22 protein-coding genes are annotated in these 17,143 nt (G+C 61.3%); 9 read left to right on the forward strand and 13 right to left on the reverse strand.

Annotated features, from left to right (window positions below):
• A complete protein-coding gene (locus RLCC275e_RS13575; RefSeq protein WP_033180848.1) occupies nucleotides 1–531 on the forward strand; it encodes a gamma carbonic anhydrase family protein in 531 nt (176 codons plus the stop codon).
• Nucleotides 532–580: 49 nt separating this feature from the next.
• Here RLCC275e_RS13575 and RLCC275e_RS13580 read toward each other — a convergent pair whose 3' ends face one another.
• Entirely contained in the window at nucleotides 581–1,306 is a 726-nt protein-coding gene (locus RLCC275e_RS13580; RefSeq protein WP_033180849.1) for a methyltransferase family protein, read from the reverse strand.
• A gap of 71 nt (nucleotides 1,307–1,377) precedes the next feature.
• The gene (locus RLCC275e_RS13585) at nucleotides 1,378–1,779 is read right to left on the reverse strand and encodes a hypothetical protein (protein WP_003560747.1); all 402 of its coding nucleotides are present in this window, start codon (nucleotides 1,777–1,779) and stop codon (nucleotides 1,378–1,380) included.
• 330 nt (nucleotides 1,780–2,109) lie between these two features.
• On the opposite strand from RLCC275e_RS13585, the gene RLCC275e_RS13590 reads away from it, so the two are divergent.
• The gene (locus RLCC275e_RS13590) at nucleotides 2,110–2,481 is read left to right on the forward strand and encodes a hypothetical protein (RefSeq protein ID WP_033180850.1); all 372 of its coding nucleotides are present in this window, start codon (nucleotides 2,110–2,112) and stop codon (nucleotides 2,479–2,481) included.
• A gap of 31 nt (nucleotides 2,482–2,512) precedes the next feature.
• Here RLCC275e_RS13590 and RLCC275e_RS13595 read toward each other — a convergent pair whose 3' ends face one another.
• The 6 genes from RLCC275e_RS13595 to znuC all read right to left on the reverse strand — a co-directional run bounded on the left by RLCC275e_RS13595 (nucleotide 2,513) and on the right by znuC (nucleotide 7,164).
• Nucleotides 2,513–2,911 (reverse strand): ester cyclase, encoded by a 399-nt coding sequence (locus RLCC275e_RS13595; protein ID WP_033180851.1) that lies wholly within the window; start codon nucleotides 2,909–2,911, stop codon nucleotides 2,513–2,515.
• An 89-nt stretch (nucleotides 2,912–3,000) separates the two neighbouring features.
• Complete coding sequence (locus tag RLCC275e_RS13600) at nucleotides 3,001–3,576, reverse strand: transglutaminase-like cysteine peptidase (protein ID WP_033180852.1); 576 nt, start codon at nucleotides 3,574–3,576, stop codon at nucleotides 3,001–3,003.
• Nucleotides 3,577–3,893: 317 nt separating this feature from the next.
• Nucleotides 3,894–4,784, reverse strand: coding sequence for a hypothetical protein (locus tag RLCC275e_RS13605; protein WP_171816913.1), 891 nt, complete (start codon nucleotides 4,782–4,784; stop codon nucleotides 3,894–3,896).
• Nucleotides 4,785–5,061: 277 nt separating this feature from the next.
• On the reverse strand, nucleotides 5,062–5,460 hold the full coding sequence (locus tag RLCC275e_RS13610) for a Fur family transcriptional regulator (RefSeq protein WP_033180854.1): 399 nt from the start codon (nucleotides 5,458–5,460) through the stop codon (nucleotides 5,062–5,064).
• On the reverse strand, nucleotides 5,457–6,272 hold the full coding sequence (locus tag RLCC275e_RS13615) for an iron chelate uptake ABC transporter family permease subunit (protein WP_033180855.1): 816 nt from the start codon (nucleotides 6,270–6,272) through the stop codon (nucleotides 5,457–5,459). Before RLCC275e_RS13615 ends, RLCC275e_RS13610 begins: the two co-directional genes overlap by 4 nt.
• Nucleotides 6,265–7,164 carry a zinc ABC transporter ATP-binding protein ZnuC gene (znuC, locus tag RLCC275e_RS13620; protein ID WP_033180856.1) on the reverse strand — a complete coding sequence of 300 codons (900 nt, stop codon included), beginning with the start codon at nucleotides 7,162–7,164 and terminating at the stop codon, nucleotides 6,265–6,267. The genes RLCC275e_RS13615 and znuC overlap by 8 nt, the downstream gene beginning before the upstream one ends.
• 103 nt (nucleotides 7,165–7,267) lie before the next feature.
• On the opposite strand from znuC, the gene RLCC275e_RS13625 reads away from it, so the two are divergent.
• The 3 genes from RLCC275e_RS13625 (at nucleotide 7,268) to RLCC275e_RS34260 (ending at nucleotide 9,825) form a co-directional block, all read left to right on the forward strand.
• Nucleotides 7,268–8,299 (forward strand): zinc ABC transporter substrate-binding protein, encoded by a 1,032-nt coding sequence (locus tag RLCC275e_RS13625; protein WP_033180857.1) that lies wholly within the window; start codon nucleotides 7,268–7,270, stop codon nucleotides 8,297–8,299.
• A 144-nt stretch (nucleotides 8,300–8,443) separates the two neighbouring features.
• Nucleotides 8,444–9,649: a zinc metallochaperone GTPase ZigA gene (gene zigA / locus RLCC275e_RS13630; RefSeq protein WP_033180858.1), complete on the forward strand. Its 1,206-nt coding sequence runs from the start codon at nucleotides 8,444–8,446 to the stop codon at nucleotides 9,647–9,649.
• A complete protein-coding gene (locus RLCC275e_RS34260) occupies nucleotides 9,646–9,825 on the forward strand; it encodes a hypothetical protein (RefSeq protein ID WP_033180859.1) in 180 nt (59 codons plus the stop codon). Before zigA ends, RLCC275e_RS34260 begins: the two co-directional genes overlap by 4 nt.
• 152 nt (nucleotides 9,826–9,977) lie before the next feature.
• Here RLCC275e_RS34260 and RLCC275e_RS13635 read toward each other — a convergent pair whose 3' ends face one another.
• Nucleotides 9,978–10,289 carry an RcnB family protein gene (locus RLCC275e_RS13635; protein WP_003560769.1) on the reverse strand — a complete coding sequence of 104 codons (312 nt, stop codon included), beginning with the start codon at nucleotides 10,287–10,289 and terminating at the stop codon, nucleotides 9,978–9,980.
• A gap of 433 nt (nucleotides 10,290–10,722) precedes the next feature.
• Between RLCC275e_RS13635 and RLCC275e_RS13640 the strand changes: the two genes are divergently transcribed.
• Together RLCC275e_RS13640 and RLCC275e_RS13645 are read left to right on the forward strand one after the other, a co-directional pair.
• Nucleotides 10,723–11,106 (forward strand): VOC family protein, encoded by a 384-nt coding sequence (locus RLCC275e_RS13640; RefSeq protein ID WP_033180860.1) that lies wholly within the window; start codon nucleotides 10,723–10,725, stop codon nucleotides 11,104–11,106.
• A 243-nt stretch (nucleotides 11,107–11,349) separates the two neighbouring features.
• Complete coding sequence (locus RLCC275e_RS13645) at nucleotides 11,350–12,681, forward strand: hemolysin family protein (RefSeq protein WP_033180861.1); 1,332 nt, start codon at nucleotides 11,350–11,352, stop codon at nucleotides 12,679–12,681.
• Here RLCC275e_RS13645 and chrA read toward each other — a convergent pair.
• Nucleotides 12,678–14,099, reverse strand: coding sequence for a chromate efflux transporter (gene chrA / locus RLCC275e_RS13650; protein WP_033181028.1), 1,422 nt, complete (start codon nucleotides 14,097–14,099; stop codon nucleotides 12,678–12,680). The genes RLCC275e_RS13645 and chrA overlap by 4 nt on opposite strands.
• A 1-nt stretch (nucleotide 14,100) precedes the next feature.
• Nucleotides 14,101–14,916 carry a chromate resistance protein ChrB domain-containing protein gene (locus RLCC275e_RS13655; protein ID WP_130707785.1) on the reverse strand — a complete coding sequence of 272 codons (816 nt, stop codon included), beginning with the start codon at nucleotides 14,914–14,916 and terminating at the stop codon, nucleotides 14,101–14,103.
• A gap of 375 nt (nucleotides 14,917–15,291) precedes the next feature.
• Here RLCC275e_RS13655 and RLCC275e_RS13660 point away from each other — a divergent pair, with 375 nt between their 5' ends.
• Nucleotides 15,292–15,600 carry a hypothetical protein gene (locus RLCC275e_RS13660; RefSeq protein ID WP_003560779.1) on the forward strand — a complete coding sequence of 103 codons (309 nt, stop codon included), beginning with the start codon at nucleotides 15,292–15,294 and terminating at the stop codon, nucleotides 15,598–15,600.
• A gap of 221 nt (nucleotides 15,601–15,821) precedes the next feature.
• Here RLCC275e_RS13660 and RLCC275e_RS13665 read toward each other — a convergent pair whose 3' ends face one another.
• Complete coding sequence (locus RLCC275e_RS13665; RefSeq protein ID WP_033180862.1) at nucleotides 15,822–16,124, reverse strand: hypothetical protein; 303 nt, start codon at nucleotides 16,122–16,124, stop codon at nucleotides 15,822–15,824.
• Nucleotides 16,125–16,371: 247 nt separating this feature from the next.
• Here RLCC275e_RS13665 and RLCC275e_RS13670 point away from each other — a divergent pair, with 247 nt between their 5' ends.
• A complete protein-coding gene (locus RLCC275e_RS13670; RefSeq protein ID WP_245485034.1) occupies nucleotides 16,372–16,686 on the forward strand; it encodes a hypothetical protein in 315 nt (104 codons plus the stop codon).
• Between the two features lie 75 nt (nucleotides 16,687–16,761).
• Here RLCC275e_RS13670 and RLCC275e_RS13675 read toward each other — a convergent pair whose 3' ends face one another.
• Nucleotides 16,762–17,058, reverse strand: a complete 297-nt coding sequence (locus RLCC275e_RS13675; protein WP_033180864.1) for a hypothetical protein — start codon at nucleotides 17,056–17,058, stop codon at nucleotides 16,762–16,764.
• Nucleotides 17,059–17,143: the final 85 nt, after the last annotated feature.

The raw sequence follows: 17,143 nt of genomic DNA on the forward strand, positions 1-17,143 counted from the left end.
ATGCCCGTCTACGCGCTTGGCGGATCGACACCGAAACTGCCCGCCGCCGGCCTCTATTGGATCGCACCGGATGCCAACATCATCGGCCAAATTGATCTCGGCGAGAACGTCGGCATCTGGTTCGGCGCCGTGCTGCGCGGTGACAACGAGAAGATCACCGTCGGCGAAGGCACCAACATCCAGGAAGGCGTGATGGCCCATACCGACATGGGCTTCCCGCTTACGATAGGCAAAGACTGCACCATCGGCCATCACGCCATCCTCCACGGCTGCACCATCGGCGACAACACGCTGATCGGCATGGGTGCGACCATCCTGAACGGTGCGAAGATCGGCAACAACTGCCTCGTCGGCGCCAATGCGCTGGTGACCGAAGGCAAGGATTTCCCCGACAACTCCCTGATCGTCGGAACACCTGCCCGCGCGGTACGCGTGCTCGATGAGGCGGCAATCGAAGCCATCCGCCACTCGGCAAAAAACTACGTCGCCAACTGGCAACGCTTCGCGCGGGATCTCAGGCAAATCGGTTGATAGGATCGCGAGGCGGGTGGTCAGGCGCCCTTTGCGCCCGCCAAGGCGTTCACCACACGCCTGGAATCCAGCGCCAACGCACACGCACCATATAGTCCGCATAGCCTTCGAGGCCCTTGCGCAGTTCGGCCTCCTCGCCGAGCGTACGGCCGAAGAGGACGATGACGAGCAGGCAGGCGGGGATCAGCGCGTAGAGCGATCCAAGCGACAGCGCCATGCCGGCGCTGAGCACGATGGCTGTTGCGTATCCAGGATGGCGGATTAGGGCGTAGGGTCCGGTGTCGATCACCTTGTGGTCACGGTCGGTCTGAATGCGCACAGTCGGCTCGAAATGCCGGTTGGCCGATTGCGCCCAGGTCAGGCCAAGATAACCTAATGTCATCAGGAGATAGCCGATAAAGACGACCCAATCGGGCTGTGGCGCCCAGTGGAACCATCCGTCGTCGAATGCGCCGACCGGAAGAATGACGGCAAAGAGAATGATCGTCAGCGTCGCCACCACGGCATCCCAGGGTTTGGTACCCTTCTGGTATCGGCTGCGCGCCGCAAACAGCTCCGGATTCGTCCGCCGGATCCAGATGACCGCGACACATGTCAGCACAAGGAACAGGCCGAGAAAAATCCACCCGCGCGGCCAGTCGAGCGTGCCCGCCGGCCAGAACAGCGCGGCAAACATGACGGCAATGGTGATGGCGAGCGATCCGAGAGATGGCGCCGCGGCGAATGAGTGACCGGACCGAGTGTCCCGCTGCGTTATGATCGCTCTCCATGCCATGACAGCGCCGTGCGTCCTTTTAGACGCGCAGAAGGACGCTGCACATGGCGCATTTCGTTGAAAAAATCGCGTTACTCGGCGGCTTCGAGAAACAGGCTATTTCGTGAAGATGAGGCAAGTGCCTGAACCCTGGCTTCCGCCTTGGCGATCAGTTGATAGAATTCGTCCTGCGCTTCGACGTCCAATTGAATGACGGCATTGACGTCGTCGGGCGTATCGCAAACGCAGGCGACCGCAGAAATCGGACAGATACCGCCGGGATAGCGTCTGCCGGTGCCCGTATAGGCGCGACGTCCCCAACGCTCGGAATAAACCGTCTCTTCCCGCTCAAGCTGCAGGATCGTTCCCTTGCAGGCGGTCACGATAGCCGCCTTGCCGTAGGCGAACCAGTGATAGTTCAGCCTCCGGAGAATATATTTGCCGGTGATATCTTCGCCAGCCAGTTCGGCAGGGTTTTCAATCATTCTAATCATGACGGCTTCCTCAACGTTTAAACAATATCCGTCATGTCTTCGCGCGCAGCAAGTCAAAAAACGCTGCTTTTGGAGACACTTAGTCACAAAGTGTTTCCGATTCTTACATTAACCACGCGCCGGTCACCCCTTGTGCACACAATTCTTCGTCGAATTTCCCGCTACCTGCTACCGATTTCGTCATTGTCCGAGGTGGCAGTCATGTCGATGTCCCCTTGTGTTTTTCGGCGCGAGCTCGATATGTCTCCCTGATTGGTCCGCAGAACGCGCCGTTTTTCATCCCACGAAACGGCCGGCTGTTTCGCCAGTTGGTCACCGCAGGAGAGTTTCATGGTCGACGCGATCCACCCCATCTCCGCCACCGCCGCGTCCGAACCCACCAAGGTCGGCACCAGCACCTCGATCGACTCCGAACCAGACAACGCCTGGGTCGCCGCCCGCCAGTCGCAGATCACCGCCGATCACTTGGCAGCGAAGAACGCCGCGGAGAAGGAAGCCGCAAGCGTTCTCATCCCGCACGCCGATCTGATCGTCGAAAACGAGGAGCACCCCCAGAAGAGGCACGGGCATGCGGCATCGGACGACAGGGACGAGGCCGTCGAACATGCGGAACAGCCGGTTTTGTCAGGCGAGAGCGATCGGATCGGCACCCGCAATTTCGACGACGATACGCCCTTCGGCGAACGCGTCGCCATCATCTGATCGAAACGCAGACCGGAAACCGTCTGCGCGATCAATTCGAGCCCGCAAGCTGAGACTCGATCGACGCCTTATCGATCACCGACCAGACTTCGACGATCTTGCCGCCGCGAAATTCGTAGATGACGTTCTCGGTGAAGGAAAGGCGCCTGCCGTTCACATCGAGGCCGAGGAATTTTGCCTTCGGCCTGCAATCGAAGCCGAGCCGGCAGGCGATGTATGGCGGATCGCAAAGGAGCATCAGCACCTTGAAATAGAGATCGGGAATCTCATCGAAGTCCCGCTCGAGCATGGCGACGTAACCCGACAGCCCGAGCCGCCGGCCGTTATGAACGGCGTCGTCGCCGACGAACTGCCCGAGATTGGGCCAGTCCTGCCTGTTCAGGCAGGCGATGTAGCCGCGGTATATCTCCGCGAGTCCGGTTTTCGTCACGCGATCGTCCCTGGCTTGGGTTCTGCGACAAAGATGGCGCCGGGATCTGCACTTGCCAGTGGCGAGCGCGCCGCCTCGAGACTTTCAGTTCAGGAGAACTCGCCTGCACGGGGACCAGCAAGCGTCACGCGCCAGCCCGTTCGCGATTGGAAATCCTGAGTGGCCAGAAACGTATAGCCCGTCGTGCGCCAGAGCCTGACGGTGCTGGTCAGATTGTCGAGCACGTAATCGCCGCCGTTCGTCCGGGCAATCAGAACGACATGGTTTTGATCCTGCGGTCCAATCACCACGGAAAGCGCCAACCTGTTCGATGGGAAACCAGCTTCGATCAGGTCCTTCATCTTCTGGAGAGCGTAGTCCTCACAGTCGCCACGGCCGGCAACCGGCAGAGACCAAACATCCTTATTTCGGGAAGACGGGCGATCTTCCGCGGGAATGATACGTCCATTTACGGCACGATTGACCTTTTGAAGAAGCGCTATTCCTGCCTGATCGGTCAGCTGTTGCGCCGCCATCCTGCCGCACAGCCACTTGTACTTGGCGCAGGCTGCGGCGAATCCCACGGGTGCGCCGATGCTTCGCGTCACAGGAAGCGATGATCCCGCAACAGCTTGAAAATGCAGAAGAATGAATAAAAAGGCAGCGAGCGAAAAGACGCGCTTCATAGCCGATTCCTTTTAATTGTTGCGAGACGATAACATAGGCCAAATAAAAATTTAGTAAAATTTTATACTTGTGATTTTAACTGTATTAGACGAATGAAACAGATTAACCATCATCTATTCTTCGTGTTAATCGATCGTTAGTGTAAGAGTTCTCTCAGTTAACATTTAGTTAACCTTGGGAGACGATTGAAATGATCAGCAGAGCAGCGAAATTCAGCATCGCCGTTGCTTCCCTTCTGGCAAGCAGCAGCTTGGCAACGGCAGCCCCGGCAGTCGTTAATTGCAAGGCCGCAGTTCGCGGCACACTCGAATACAGACTATGCATGCCGACTAAAGCAATTCGGGCCGATAGCAAGTTCAGTCCGAACGATAACGATCGCGGCAGCCAGGACATTGGCGGCGGCAAGAAGACATCCAGCACCGGCTCCGTCGCCAGCAATGGGAATGGTGGCGATGATGGTAACGGCGATGGCGACGGCGACAATGGCGGAAAGGATGATCACGGCGGCAAGGGCCATGGTCATCACGGCGGCAAGGGCGGGAAAGATCACGGGCACGGCAAGGACGGTCCGGGCCACGGTGGAAAAGACCATCACGGCGGCAAGGACCGCGATCATCACGACCACGACAAGGGTGGAAAAGATCACGGTCACGGCAAGGGTGGCAATGACGGCCCAGGTAAGGGCGGAAACGACGGTCCCGGCAAGGGCGGCAACGACGGTCCGGGCAAGGGCGGAAATGACGGCCCTGGCAAGGGTGGCAATGACGGTCCGGGCAAGGGCGGAAATGACGGTCCCGGCAAGGGCGGCAATGATGGTCCTGGTAAGGGCGGCAATGACGGCCCTGGCAAGGGTGGCAATGACGGTCCCGGCAAGGGCGGCAACGACGGTCCGGGCAAGGGCGGAAATGACGGTCCCGGCAAGGGCGGCAATGACGGCCCTGGCAAGGGTGGCAATGACGGTCCGGGCAAGGGCGGAAATGACGGTCCCGGCAAGGGCGGCAATGATGGCCCTGGCAAGGGCGGAAATGACGGTCCCGGCAAGGGCGGCAACGACGGTCCGGGCAAGGGCGGAAATGACGGTCCAGGCAAGGGCGGAAATGACGGTCCCGGCAAGGGTGGCAATGACGGTCCCGGCAAGGGTGGCAATGACGGTCCCGGCAAGGGTGGCAACGACGGTCCCGGCAAGGGTGGCAACGACGGTTCGCACGAAGGCTAAGCCGATCAGCGAAAAAACGTGAAAGGTGAGGCCGGTCTCCGGCCTCACCTTTTTTGGAAGTGCTGTCGGGAAGGCCAGACCCAGGAGCGAGCCCAGCGGGATGGCCCGGCGGGCTCGGCCATCACAATAGCCCGTCAGGCAATAATGTACTTGGCCATCGAGCCTTCCGCGGCAAATCATGCCCACGATTGGATGGACACCCGCAAATTCGATGACGACACGCCTTTCGGTGAGCGCGAGGCGATCGTCCAGCGAACACCTGCGGAACTTACGCCGCGCAAGCCTCACATAGACCGCGGATCTCGATCGTCGTTTTCTCGGGCTTGAACTTCTGCCCGCGCACCCATTCCATCAGTCGGTGGTCGACGTCGTGGTCGTGGAACTCGGTCACCTGGCCGCAGCTTTCGCAAATAGCGAAGGCGACGATGCCGTGGCTGTGGCAGTCGTCGCCCGGATGGGCGCAGGCGACGAAGGAGTTGATGCTTTCGAGCCGGTGGACGACGCCATATTCGAGCAACTTCTCCAGCGCCCGGTAGACCTGCAGCGGCGCGCGAAAACCGTGGTCGCGCAGCTTGTCAAGGATGGTGTAGGCGCTGAGCGGCCCTTCGGCCTTTTCGAGCACGTCGAAGACCAGCGACTGGTTCTTGGTCAATTGCGGTGTCGTCATGAGCCTTGTCCTTGCATGACCGCGCGGTGGCGCCTGACGGGAAGCAGGCTGAGAATGAAGAGGATCAGCGCCGCGACCACGATCGAGGGGCCGGAGGGCGTGTCATAGGTGAGCGAGCCGAACAGACCGCCGACGACGGCGACCGCCCCGATCAGCGAGGCGAGCACCGCCATGATCTCCGGCGTCGGCGAGAAGCGCCGCGCCGCAGCCGCCGGAATGATCAGCAGCGAGGTAATCAGCATGATGCCGACGATCTTCATGGCAATGGCGATGACCACGGCCATCAGCAGCGTGAAGAACAGCCGCGCCCGCTCCGGCTTCAGCCCCTCGGCCTCGGCGAGCTCGGCATTGACGGTCGCGGCCAGGAGCGGCCGCCAGAGCCAGGCCATTGCCAGAAGCACGAACAGCCCGCCGCCCCAGATCAGCGCGATGTCGGTCGTGGAAACGGCAAGGATATCGCCGAACAGGAAGGCGATGAGATCGATCCTCACCCAGCTCATGAAGGCGACCATGACGAGGCCGATCGCCAGTGTCGCATGCGAGAGAATGCCGAGCAGCGCATCGGCCGACAGCGCCTGGCGCTTTTGCAGGAAGAGCAGCAGCACCGACACGAGCGCGGCAACGGCAAAGACAGCCAGCGTCAGGTTGAGTTCGAAGAGCAGCGACAGTGCGACGCCGAGCAGCGCCGAATGGGCGATCGTATCGCCGAAATAGGCCATGCGCCGCCAGATGATGAAGCAGCCGAGCGGCCCTGTCGTCAGCGCCAGACCAACGCCGGCAAGAATGGCGCGCACGAAGAAGTCGTCAAGCATGGCGCTCTCCCGCTTCATGCGCGTGCGGATGGGCATGGTCAGGATGTTCGTGACCGGGATGCCCATGCTCATGCGCGTGATGGCCGTCGTCGGGGTGGCAATGATCGGTCACCGTGCCATCGGCATGTTGCACCCGGCCGTCCGGCAGGTGCGTATGATCGTGGTGATGGCTGTAGACGGCCAGCGTCTGCGCCGCCCGACTGCCGAACAGGCGCACATATTCCGGGCTGCGGCTGACGGACTCGGGCGTGCCGCGGCAGCAGACATGGCCGTTAAGGCAGATGACCGTGTCGGTCTCGGCCATGACGACGTGGAGATCGTGCGAGATCAGCAGGATGCCGCAGCCCGTCGCATTGCGGATCGACTTGATGAGGTCGTAGAGGGCGATCTCCCCGGAAAAATCGACCCCCTGCACCGGCTCATCGAGGACCAGCAGATCGGGCTTGCGGGCTATCGCCCGAGCCATTAGCGCCCGCTGGAACTCCCCGCCGGAAAGATGCTGGACCTCGGCATCGAGCATATGGGCGATACCGGCGGATTCGAGCGCCGAGAGCATATCGCGCTCCGGCAGCGGTCCGGTCAGCGTCATCAGCCGGCGCACCGAAAGCGGTAGCGTCCAGTCGATCGTGAGCTTCTGCGGGACATAACCGACCTTGAGGCCAGCCTTGCGCTCTACCCTGCCCTCGTCGGGCTTCAACACGCCGATCGCTGCCTTGGCGCTCGTCGACTTGCCCGAGCCGTTCGGCCCGATCAGCGTGACGATCTCGCCGCGCGAAACGGAAAAATCAACGCCGCGCACCAGCCAGCGGCCATTGCGCAGAACGCCGACATTTTCAAGCGAAACCAGCGGTTCGGCCCTGATACCAGCGGGGGTCTTTGCGGGAGAGAGCATCAAATTTTCCGAAAGTGCTGTTGCGTCCTGCTATTGCACACGTTATAGCATAACGCAATTGATGTAATAACATAACAATTGCAATTCAAGGGGAAGCATATTGATGAAACGTGCCTTGGGGCCTGCCCTTAAAGTCCTGGCCCTCAGAATGCCGGCCCTCGCAATCCCGGTCCTGGCGATCCCCGCCCTTCTCTTCGCCGGCACTATGCGAGCAGCCGACGCGCCTGTCGTCGTCACCTCGATCAAACCGATCCATTCGCTGGTGTCGGCGATCATGCAGGGTGTCGGCGAACCTGAATTGATCGTCGATGGCGCCGCCTCCCCACATACCTACAATCTGAAGCCGTCGAATGCCCGCGCCTTGCAGGAGGCCAAGGTGATCTTCTGGGTCGGCCCCGGCCTCGAGGCCTTTCTCGAAAAGCCGCTGCAGGCGCTGGGTCGGGATGCCAGCATCGCCGAACTCGACAATGCCCCCGGTCTCGTCAAACTGCCCTTTCGCGAAGGCGGCGCCTTTGAGCCGCATGACGACGGCGACGAGCACGACAGTGCTTCCGGTCAGCATGATGAGGCTGACGCCGCACATGATGCTGATCCCGGGCACGATAGTGACCACGGCGCCTTCGACACGCATCTCTGGCTCGACCCGATGAATGCCAAGGCCATGGCGGCGATGATCACCACGACACTGGTCGCCGCCGATCCTGCCAATGCACTGACCTATCAGGGCAACGCCAAGGCGCTGGACGACAGGCTGGATAAGCTCGATACCGAGATCAAGGGCATCGTCGCTCCCGTCAAGGGCAAGCCCTTCATCGTCTTCCACGATGCCTACCAGTATTTCGAGCACCGCTACGGCATCCGCGTCGCCGGCTCGATCACCGTCAGCCCGGAAACCATTCCCGGCGCCGAGCGTGTTTCGGAAATCCACCGCAAGGTCGGTGAACTCGGCGCCACCTGCGTCTTTGCCGAACCGCAGTTCCAGCCGCGCCTCGTCAATGTGGTCATCGAAGGCACGCGCGCCAAGTCAGGCGTGCTCGATCCAGAAGCGGCAACACTGAAGGCCGGTCCCGATCTCTACTTCAACCTCATGCGCGGCATCGCCAACAGCATGAAGGACTGCCTCTCCAGCGCATGACACTCTTGCGCCGCTCCGCGCGTCCTGCCGGACACGCGACGCTCCGGAGAGCTGAGGCGGAAAGAGGCGGACAACCCCGTTCCGCCTTTTTTCGGCACGTTAAATGTAATGATATAACATTCACAACGATCTTATGAGGGTCCCATGGATAATAGACTTCCCGTCACGGTACTTTCAGGCTTCCTTGGCGCCGGCAAGACGACACTGCTCAACCATGTGCTGACCAATCGCGAGGGTTTGCGTGTCGCGGTTATCGTCAACGATATGAGCGAGGTGAATATCGATGCCGCCCTGGTGCGCGACGGTGGCGCCAACCTCTCCCGCACCGAGGAGCAGCTCGTCGAAATGACCAATGGCTGCATCTGCTGCACGCTCCGCGACGACCTCTTGAAGGAGGTTCGCCAGCTCGCCGATCAGGGCCGCTTTGATTACCTCTTGATCGAATCGACCGGCATCGCCGAGCCCCTGCCCGTCGCCACCACCTTCGAATTTCGCGACGAGAATGGCCAAAGCCTTTCCGACGTCGCAAGGCTCGACACCATGGTGACCGTCGTCGACGCCGCCAATCTGCTTGCCGATTATGCCTCGGCCGATTTCCTCGCCGACCGCGGTGAAACGGCAGGCGACGGCGACAACAGAACCATCGTCGACCTGCTGGTCGAGCAGATCGAGTTCGCCGATGTCGTGGTGCTGAACAAGATCGACACAGCAGCCAAGGAGGAGCGCGACGCCGCGCGCAAGATCGTCACCGGCCTCAACCCGGATGCACGGCTGATCGAGGTGGATTTCGGCAAGGTCGCCCTGAAAGACGTGCTTGGCACTGGCCGCTTCGATATCGACAAGGCCGAGACCCATCCGCTCTGGTACAAGGAGCTGCGCGGCTTCCGCGACCACGTGCCGGAGACCGAGGAATACGGCATCCGCTCCTTCGTCTATCGCGCGAAGCGGCCCTTCCATCCGGCAAAGCTGCAGGCCTTCCTCGACAGCCCATGGCCGGGCGTCGTGCGCGCCAAGGGCTTCTTCTGGCTGGCGACGCGCCCGCACCATGTCGGCGAAATCAGCCAGGCGGGCGCGATCTTGCGCACCGGCAAGATGGGCCTCTGGTGGGCGGCAGTGCCGCGCGAACAATGGCCTGAAGAACCGGCCTTCATGCGCGCCATCGGCCCCTATCTCGATCCCGTCTGGGGCGACCGCCGCCAGGAAATCGTCTTCATCGGCGCCGATCCGATGGACGAAGCCTGGATCAGGAAAGAACTCGACGCCTGTCTTGTCAGGACAGATACCTTCGCGCCCGAGCGCTGGCGCGACCTGCCCGATCCTTTCGCCAGCTGGGCCAGGCAGGCGGCATGAAGGCGAAGGCAATCAAACGCTATCTCTGCGTCTGCACCGAATGCGAGCCGCTACCGCCGATCGAAGGGCTTCATCCGCTGACGCACGGGCAGGACACCGAAGCTGAAGTCGGAAGACCAAGAGGTTTTCTCGGAATCATTGCCGAACGGGTCATGCCTTCACGCAGGCAACCCTAAAGCGGGTCATAACCGCCGCCAGCTCTTCCTCCTCTCCTTCATTCCTGTGCTCGTCAGAGCAAGGAAGGAGAGGAGGAAGGATGCGAAACTGCTACGCGCCCTCACAGAGTCAAAAAGGCGGCCGAAGCCGCCTTTCCTCATTTATCGACCGATCAACGGCCGGCAATAATGCTGGAGATGATACCGCTGGTGACGCCGATCAGCAGGTAGTCGTTATCGGCCCGCACCCAGCGATAACCGCGGGGCGGAGGCGCCAGCCGGTAGCGGCGGTAGTCGTTGACATCGGAGAACCGGCGACGTTCGCTGGCGTTGACGCGGTATCCCTTCTTCCAATGCGACCGGACGACCACCTTCTTCTGCACGACGACGTGGGGACGGCGATGATCGTCGGCGCTGGCCTGGGAAACAACCATCGGGGAAAGAAGGAAGGAGGCGGAAAGAAGAGCTGCAAAAATCTTTTTCATGTGGGGGTCCTCATGTTGGGCACGTGACCAAACTAGGGCCGAAAAGATGAACCGAAACTGAAATAAAAATTAAACTTTTGTAATGGAATCCAATAGCTACGGGTCGAAGTTTGTACTTTAGATTAAACTCATACTCAGCGCTCGAGGGTTTGGTGCGGCCAATTGGCTTCGTCTTCTGAAGCCCTTCGGCCTCTGCTGCTCATCGCCTGGAAGGCGCGGCCGTGGAGGTTGTCCCGCTGCTGGCAGCAGGCGGCATCCTCTCTATTCGATCTAGTCTCGCCCAAAGGTGCTCAGCGCGCCAAGAGATGCATAAAAATTTGAAACGGGCGCATAATCGAGTTTCGAAGCGACGCACCTCGGGAACAGGAGAATTCTACATGTCCCGTGAGGGGACGATCAGATCAAGACAACGACGACCACAATGGAGGAAAACATGCCCGGTATCAGCATGCGCTACATCGTCGACGACGTCGACGCCGCGGTGGAATTCTACACGAGACATCTCGGCTTCTCCGTCGCGCTTCGTCCCGCACCGAGTTTCGCCATCCTGACAAGGGACGGTTTTCGTCTGTTCGTCAGTGGCATGACGGGACCGGGCGGAGCAGCTCAAGCAATGCCCGACGGGCGAAAGCCGGAGCCCGGCGGATGGAATCGTATCCAGATCGAGGTCGGAGACTTGGAGGCGAAAGTCACCGCACTGCGCCAAGCCGGTGCGCGCTTCCGCAACGAGATCGTTCAGGGCATCGGCGGCAAGCAGATCCTGCTCGATGATCCGGCCGGAAACCCGATCGAGCTCTTCGAAGCGCCTAAGAGGTGAATGGAGCGACCTCGATCATGCGGTTCACCACGCGTTTTACGCTTCGCATCGGTGAACCGCACGCATGATCCCGGTCATGCGGTTTGCCACGAACCTTGCCGCCAGCATCGCAACCCCGTCGCAGTATTTCGATTACGGCAGCCCGGCTTCGGCATCTCTCAGCCCAGGACTAACCGGAACGCCTTGCCACCGGTGTGCGAGCGTGTAGTTTCGGATTCCCATCAATTCGAAGGCAGGGAAAACATGTCCGATTCCGCCGGCGGGCTCTCCGACTATGTTGGGATACTAGCCGTGTTTCTTCTCGTCGCCGCCAATGGCTTCTTCGTTGCCGCCGAATTCGCCCTGGTGTCGGTCAGGCGTAGCCGCGTCGCCGAACTTGCCGCGGCAGGCCGCATGAACGCCTCGGCACTTCAGCGCGCCGTCGACAACCTCGACTCCAACCTTGCAGCCACCCAGCTCGGCATCACCATCTCGTCGCTCGCCCTTGGTTGGGTCGGCGAACCGGCGCTTGCGCACTTGATCGAGCCGCTGCTGTCCTGGCTGCCCGGGCAATGGGCGACGGCGGGCGCCCATACTGTTGCCGTCGTCATCGCCTTCGTCATCATCACCGCACTTCATATCGTGCTCGGCGAACTCGCGCCGAAGAGCCTGGCGCTTCAGCGCAGCGAGGCCACTTCGCTTGCCGTGGTGCGCCCGCTCGGTCTGTTTCTGGTGCTGTTCAAGCCGGCGATCTTTGTCCTGAACGGCATGGGCAACCTCGTGCTGCGGGGTGTGGGTCTTCGCGCCGGAACAGGCGAATCTTCGTTCCATTCGCCGCAGGAGCTCAAGCTGCTGGTTGCCGAGAGCCAGGAGGCCGGCCTTCTCAACCAGGTGCAGCAGCAGCTCGTCGAGCGGGTTTTCAACATCGGCGACAGACCGATCTCCGACATCATGACCCCGCGTCTCGACATCGAATGGTTCGACGCCGACGACAGCGAGGCCGAGATCCTGAAGACCATCCGCGAATGCAGCCACGAACAATTGCTGGTCGCCCGCGGCTCGATCGACGAGCCGATCGGCATGGTGTTGAAGAAGGACCTTCTCGACCAGGTTCTCGACGGCGGAAAGGTCCGGCCGATGGAGGTGATCAAGCAGCCGCTGGTGCTGCATGAGGGCACCTCGGTCGTCCGCGTGCTCGACAGTTTCAAGGCCTCACCCGTTCGCCTCGCCATCGTCATCGACGAATATGGCAGCCTCGAAGGCATCGTCACCCAGACCGACCTGCTCGAAGCCATCGCCGGCGACCTGCCGGGATCCAACGAAGAGCCCGACATCGTCGTCAGGGAAGACGGGTCGCTCCTGATCGATGCGATGATGCCGGCCTTCGACGCCTTCGAACGGCTGGGCCTGCGCGATCGTCCGGATGCCGATTTCCATACGCTGGCGGGCTTCGCGCTGCATCAGCTCCAGCACATCCCCGAAGCCGGCGAAACCTTCGTCTTCGACAACTGGCGCTTCGAAGTGCTCGATATGGACGGCATGCGCATCGACAAGATGCTCGCGACGCGCATTCCCGCGGATGGCGCAGAAGCCTAATTCACCGCCAGCATCCAGACCATCCCTGCGGCTGCGCAGGCTAGCAGCGTCGCGATGACGGAAGTCTTGAAGCGGAAGATCGCTATCGCGGCGGCGGCAGACAGCGCCATTGCCGCCGGCACGGCCGATTGCAGCACGGGGATATCGAGCCGCAAGCGGCCAAGGTGGACGGTCGCAACCTCGGCAAACAGCGTGTGCAGGGCAAACCAGATAGCGAGGTTGAGAATGACCCCGACCACCGCCGCTGTTATGGCCGACATCGTACCGGCGAGCGCAATGTTGCCGCGCAGTTTTTCGATGAACGGCGCGCCGAGGAAGATCCACAGGAAACAGGGCACGAACGTGACCCAGCTCGTCAGGATCGCCGCAAGCGTTGCAGCAAGCATCGGGTTCAGCGCTCCCGGATCGCGGTAGGCGCCCATGAAGCCGACGAACTGGACGACCATGATCAGCGGCCCCGGCGTCGTCTCGGCCATGCCGAGGCCATCCAGCATCTCCCCGGGTTTCAGCCAGCCAAAATGCTGCACGGCCTCCTGCGCGACATAGGCAAGCACGGCATAGGCCCCGCCGAAGGTGACGACCGCCATCTTGCTGAAGAACAGGCCGATCTCGGTAAAGACGTTGTCGGCACCGAAGGTTGCGTAAAGCGCCGCGAGCGGAGCGAGCCAAAGGGCGATCAGCACGGCCGAGATGCGCAGCGACCAGGCGAGATTCGGGCGCGCATGCGCCGGTATGCCCTCGCCGAGCACTGACTCGGCATCCGACAGCACCGGCCCGCTTCCGGCCTTATGGCCGCCATCCGTCTGGAAGGCGGCAAGCCCGAACCTGCCGCCGAGGAATCCCGCAATGCCGGCAGCGAGCACGATCAGCGGGAACGGCACATGGAGAAAGAAGATGGCGATGAAGGCCGCGGCTGCGATACCGATCATGACACGATTCTTGAGCGCGCGGCCGCCGATGCGGATGACGGCCTGCACGACGACGGCAAGCACCGCCGCCTTCAGCCCAAAGAAGAGACCCGCGACGATGCCGACATTGCCGTAAGCCGCGTAGATATAGCTGAGACAGAGGATCGACAGGAAGCCCGGCAACACGAACAGCAAGCCAGCGACGAGGCCGCCCACTGTCCGATGCATCAGCCAGCCGATATAGATGGCGAGCTGCTGCGCCTCGGGTCCGGGAAGCAGCATGCAATAGTTCAGCGCATGCAGAAAACGGTGCTCGCCGATCCATCGCTTCTCGTCGACGATGATCCGGTGCATGACGGCGATCTGGCCGGCGGGGCCGCCGAAACTCAGCGCGGCGACGCGCAGCCACACCCTGAAGGCCTCGCCAAACGAGACGCCGCGATGATGCCCCTCTCCCGCGTCTTCCTTCGCCGTTTTGCCGCCGGGCGCATTATCCGTCATCTCGACCATCTCATGCCCTCTTCTTCGCCGCGGGCCAATTGTGGGTTTCCTCGGTCGCATCGCGGCACCAGCGGAAGAAGGCATCGTAGAGAAGCATCCCGGCCTCGAGCTGCTCCAGATCGTCGGAATACATCCTGGAGAGGCCGAGCGAGGCGGCCAACAGGCCCGCCGCCTCAGGCGCGAGGTCGAGCCTGGCGGTATCCGCCGCCCTGACGATCTGCGCCAGGCGCAGCAGCGGTTCCGATGCCAGCCCGAACTCCTCAACCATGACATCAAAGGTGCAGAGGTCTTCGCGATGGCTCCAGAACACGTCATCGATATCGAAGGGCACCGCCCCGAAGCGCTCGCCGACGGCTAAAACCTCGGGCGCCGACACGAACAGGAATACGGCGCTCGGATCGACGAAGCGCCGGATCAGCCAGGGACAGGCGATGCGGTCGATCTTCGGCCGTGCCCGCGTCACCCAGACGGTACGCCCCTCCGCGTCGCGGCGCGGAAGCTTTTCCTCGGGCACCGCCAGTCCACCTGTGATCCAGGCTTCGAAGCCGCCTTCGAGGCTCTCGGCGTCGATCCCAGCATGGCGCAGGTAGGCGGCGACGCCATGGCTGAGCTTGCTGCCTTTCTGGCAGACCACGACGACGGAACCGGCATCAACGCTGCCCACCCAGGACCCGACCTCGGCATGGGCTCGCCGGATCGAACCCGGCACCAGCCGCGGATCGAGCGCGAAGTCCTCCTCGGTGCGAACGTCGATAATACGAGGCGCACCGGGGGTTCCGATGAGGCGGTTGAGCTTGTCGGGAGAAATTTCGAGAAATGACGGCATGACGCGTCCCTCCGTTAATCGGTTTAACTGGACGCGATTCTTCAGCATGACGCCTCGTGGGGTGATCGCGACCCCATGGCCAAACCATGCGCAAACATACCCCGTCGTGTCAAGCGCTTGCACCATGGCGGCTTGCCGTCCGCAGCGGCCGCCTGCCGCCATTCACCACACCCGATCAGCCGGCAGCTCTACCACCGGGTCTCTGCCGGTCGCCCGCAAGCAGATGAGGGTGAGCGGCAAAGCCGCGAATGCGCGGAGCGCCAGTAAAGCGAGAAAAGTGAGTACGAAAACCCAATCAGCACAAGCGCTTCGGCCCAGAATGGAACAAAATGTCCACTTCGGCATTCTTCTGTCACCGAAAGAGGAGAAAGTACCATGACGTACGACCCCAATAATGCCAACGACCCGAACCGCCCGCTAAACCCAAATCTCGACCTGCGCACCACGCCGAGCGCGCGCAGTGGTAATACGTGGGTTGTCTGGGTCGCTGCATTGGCCGTGATCGCTGTCGCTGCGTTCGCCTATTCGCAGTGGAGCACCCCCGGCACATCCCCGGACACGACAGCCTCCACGACCCAATCCGAGCCGGCGCCGGCCAAGCCGATCGCTCCGACCGACAACAGCGCAACGCCCGCACCGGCACCAGCACCGGCCACTCCGCCGGCTGCCCCTGCCCAGCAGTAACCACTGTTCGGCCGAAAGAAGCCGGCCCAGTGCCGGCTTCCTTTCTGCCGCGAGATCTTGAAGAATTTTAATCAAACCCTACTTAAGGGGCATCATATCTGTCTCTGACGGCTGACCACGGAGGTACTGGCAGCCGTTATCGAGACTGATCGAGGAAGGTCGGTGCGAGTTTCGCCCGGCCTTTTTTCTTGACCATATTTGGCAACGCCTGGATCGGGATATTATTTCGGGATCCTGTTATAGAAGGACTGCGGATCGTACACGCATTCGTAATCGAGAAGGCAGAGCTTGCCATTGGCATCCCTTACCCTTGCGGTGTCGTATTTGTCGCCGAGATTGCACCTGGCCGGCGGATAACGGAAGCTGCGGCCGCCAAAGCCCATGCGCACAAAAACCGCCTTATCCTTGCGGATGATCTGCGCTAGCTCCTCGCAACTGTGATCCCGGGCATTGACCTCCGCCGCCTCGACGGCGAGGGCTACGGATGGAAACAACAGTGCGAGGGCCAGAACAACGCTTTTCATGGAAACTCCTGAATGTGAGAGAGCGAAGGTAGGGCATCGCACCCGATGCCGCCAGTCCGGAAACCCTCCGAATTGTACGCGTGAGCACAGCCGTGCCTTTTCTTCCGGGCACCCTTGAGAAGTCAGCTAAGGCACGAGCTCTTTGAAGGCAGCAAGGCCCAGGTGGCGGGACACGCCTTCGCTGCTGCCCCGGCGAGGGCATCGCTACATCCCGATCCATTAAGATATTTGGTCTACGCTGCCGGCCATGAAACCGACGTTTGGGCACAGACACCTTGCATTGGCAGAGCCGGAGCGGACGAGGGCCGTTCCAGCACGGAAGGTTGATACGTCGCCCGCCGGAAGCTTCGATTGGCCGAAAATGAGGCGTTACGCCAAAAACGCGACCGTGGTCCTGTTGATTGCTACAAAACTTTCGGTTGCGACTATTTACGTCCTTAGAATAAACGCCTCGCATTCCTTCCAGGAATACGCAGCGCCGATCGCAGTGATGGCAGCGCTGTCGTTTTTCATCGTAGCAGCTCTCTGGCTCGCAGGCATGAAACTGAGCGGCAGCGATTGAGGCAGCCTCGGTTGGCGCCGTCTGAAGTTGACCGCCGCCCGCAATTCCCGCTCCTTCCTCTCTCAACGGAAGCGTCTAGGGAAAGTTATAGGGCGACGCGGGGTCGAAAACGCAGGCATAATCAAGGATGCACTGCTTTCCACCTGCATCGCGCAAACTGGTCGTGGTGCGCTTATCGCCCATGCTGCATTGGGCGGGCGGATAACGGAAACTGCGGCCGCCGAAACCGACGCGGACAAAGACCTTTTTGTTCTGGCGGATCATCTGCGTCAGCTCGCTGCAACTATGCTCGCTCGCTTTGACGTTCACGACGCCTGCGGCAATGGCAGGCAACGGCAGAGACAATGCAACGACAAAAATAACGCTTCTCATAGACCCCTCCCGATATGCGAGAGGGAGATAGGGCGTGCGGATCGACGCGGCCAGTCCTGCGGACAGCGCGAACCGTGCCGCTCGC

Source organism: Rhizobium brockwellii (genome assembly GCF_000769405.2).
GTDB classification, from domain to species: domain Bacteria; phylum Pseudomonadota; class Alphaproteobacteria; order Rhizobiales; family Rhizobiaceae; genus Rhizobium; species Rhizobium brockwellii.